Source organism: Mesorhizobium sp. M7A.F.Ca.CA.004.06.1.1 (assembly GCF_003999135.1).
Classification (GTDB): Bacteria; Pseudomonadota; Alphaproteobacteria; order Rhizobiales; family Rhizobiaceae; genus Mesorhizobium.
In genome coordinates, this window is the sequence record NZ_RZPQ01000786.1 from 1 (window position 1) to 2,662 (window position 2,662).

Consider the following 2,662-nt stretch of genomic DNA (forward strand, 5'->3'; position numbering starts at 1 on the left):
GCCATAGGGCCACAGGCCGTTGATCGCCTTGATCAGCGAGGTCTTGCCGCAGCCGGACTCGCCCTTCAGGAAAGTCCATTCGCCGCGCCGGAAGCGCAGATTGGCGGCGCTGAGGAAGGGCGTCGCATCCTCGCCTTGATGCGCCAGTTCGAGCTTCTGGATGGTCAAGCCGAAAACCGGGTTCTGGCTGGTGTAGTGGAAATCGGAGCGGCCGGTCTGGCTGTAGAATTCCTGCGGATGCTGGACATTCTCGATCGCGTTGGCCAGTTCGGTGACACGCTGGCTGTTGGCGCGCAACGTGGCGATGGCGGGCATGACGTGGATGAACCACGAACACTGGCCGATCAGAGAATTGACCAGCTCGGAGCCGGTTATATAGCCCTTCAGATCGAGGCGGTTGTGGATGAACGGCACGAGGCCCGGTCCATAGGCGACAATGCGCGCGCCGATGAAATTATAGATCAGCTCGAACGACATATAGACGGTGTTGACGATGTTCAGCCGCGTCCAGGTGCCGTCGATATCGACATAGAGCCGGCCATGCATGGTCCTTTGCACGCCTTCGCCCTGAGACGCCGCGACATGGAAGGAGCGGCGCAGGAACGTCGTCAGCTCGCCGCGATAGCTGCCTTCGGCCTTCTGCATCCTGACGTTGAGGCGCTCGAGCAGGCCGCCGAGCTTGACGGCGATCCATGTGTTCAGCGGCACATAGGTGGCGACGGCCAGGAAGGCGAGGATGGCGCTGCCATAGCTGCCGAGGAACTCCAGCCCCTTCACCTCGACGGAGTTTTCGAGCAGCTTCTGGCCGACGAAAAAGAGCGAGGTGGCGACGGCCAGTACGCCCATGGCGAGCCCGATGGCGCCCCCGGTCATGTCCTTGATGGATTCCTGGACACGCTGGTCGATGTTGTCGGGGGCCGGTGCGCCGCTGCCGGTCGATGCATGCTGGGCATGGAAATGCGTATGGTTGCCATCCAGCAGCGCTTCATTGAAGCGGCTGTCCAGCCAACCGCGCCATTTGCGGTGCAATGTCGCCGAGACAAGATTGCGGATGCCGGTGAAGCCAGCGTCCTTGAGTACGACCAGCAGCACGAGGACGCCGGCATTGACCAGCAGCGAGCGAAGCGGCGTGGTGTTGGCGGCGTCATGGAAGAAGGCGATCGAATTGACCAGTTCGCCGGAGGCTTCGGCGAACCAGACACCGGCCTTGCTAGACAGCGCGGTGAGCACCGCGATCACCAGCGTCAGCGTCCAGGCTTCCTTCCAGCGGTCGGAAACCCAGTAGGCCCGCATCAAGCCCCAGAAGCTGCGCATCGACGACACCGGCGTCAGAAGCGATCGCCCTGCGGCATCGCGAGGTGTTTTTTCCGGTACTGACTCTTGCGATGGTCTACCGACCCGAATCACGATCCCGCCCAAACCTTTTTTCTTTTGTTACGGATGGTAACACCAATTGATCATTTTCCATTAATTTAAAACCGGCCCGACCGGATTGCCCCGGCAGCCGTTGCCGTGAGGCAACAGATTACACGCTGAAATATAGCGACAACGGTCGGCAATAATCAAAATATCGATATTGATTTCAGATACTTGATCTTCAATAAAATGCCGTCGATGGAGCTTCCCCTGGGGAAGGCTTTCACACGGTTTCGTGAACTCGAAATCGTGTCGAGCGATCGGTTTTCTCACTGCGGACGGCCCAGAGAGCTCGAAAATTTGCGGTTCGTGACTCGCCAGGAATGCCGTGGTCGTCCTTGCCAGGGGCAGGAAGTGACGGGAGAATCGATCGAGCGGCGCGTTCCGTCTTGTCCGGTCAGCTGAGGGACTGCGTTTGACAATTCATCCACCTGGGATTGAACCTTGCCCGCCATCGTCGACACTCATGCATGTCCGGTTCTCCAACAAGGAAGCTCCCAATGCTTGCACGCGCGGCCGCAATCCTGTCCCTCTTCGCCTGGCTGCCCCTCGTACCGTTGGCGCATGCCGGCGCGCAGAGCATCCCGGCCAGCGCCGAAGGCCAGATCGAGTTCAACACGCCGTCCGGCAACATCGGCTGCATCTACACGGCCAAAGGCGGCACCGGCACCTATGAGCCAAAGGATGGCGGCCCGGAGCTGAGTTGCTCGCGCGTCGAGCCGAGCTACGTCACGATTATCCTGGGTCCGAAGGGGCCAGCCACTCTGATCAAAAACCCGGGCGAGCAGGGCTGCTGCAGCGATGTCGACAAGCTTGGCTACGGCAACAGCTGGCGCGCCGGGCCGTTCTCGTGCCAGTCGTCAACCAAGGGACTGACCTGCACCGCCACGAACGGCCATGGATTTTTCATCAGCAAGGCCAAAGCGACGGTGAAGTAACGTTTGCTGCTGTCGCGGAGAGGAGAGGGCGGTCGGCTCAGCCGGCCTTGTCCAGTTCGCCGCGCGCCTTGGCGGCCGCCACCTGGCGAATGGCATCGGCCAGCGTGTCGGCATCCTGTGCGCCCATGACCGCGTATTTGTCCTCGAGCAGGAAGCACGGCACGCCAGAAATGCCCATGCGCGACGCGGTGGCGATCTCGGTGCGCACCGCCTCGACATCGGCCTCGGTCGGCAAAAGCGTGGCGACCACGGACGCATCCATGCCGGCCTCGCGCGCCGCCTCGACCAGCACGGCATGATCGCCAATG

Annotated in this window: 3 protein-coding genes; 1 reads left to right on the forward strand and 2 read right to left on the reverse strand. The window is 61.3% G+C overall.

The window, feature by feature from the left end; translation table 11 throughout:
* The coding region (locus tag EN906_RS30115) for an ABC transporter ATP-binding protein/permease (RefSeq protein WP_164777468.1) at window positions 1-1,314 on the reverse strand (1,314 nt) is incomplete at its 3' end.
* A 602-nt stretch (window positions 1,315-1,916) separates the two neighbouring features.
* Here EN906_RS30115 and EN906_RS30120 point away from each other — a divergent pair.
* Entirely contained in the window at window positions 1,917-2,354 is a 438-nt protein-coding gene (locus EN906_RS30120; protein WP_127375600.1) for a hypothetical protein, read from the forward strand.
* 37 nt (window positions 2,355-2,391) lie between these two features.
* Here EN906_RS30120 and EN906_RS30125 read toward each other — a convergent pair.
* Window positions 2,392-2,662, reverse strand: a 271-nt coding sequence (locus EN906_RS30125; protein ID WP_164777469.1) for a DsbA family protein, incomplete at its 5' end; no start/stop codon positions are given.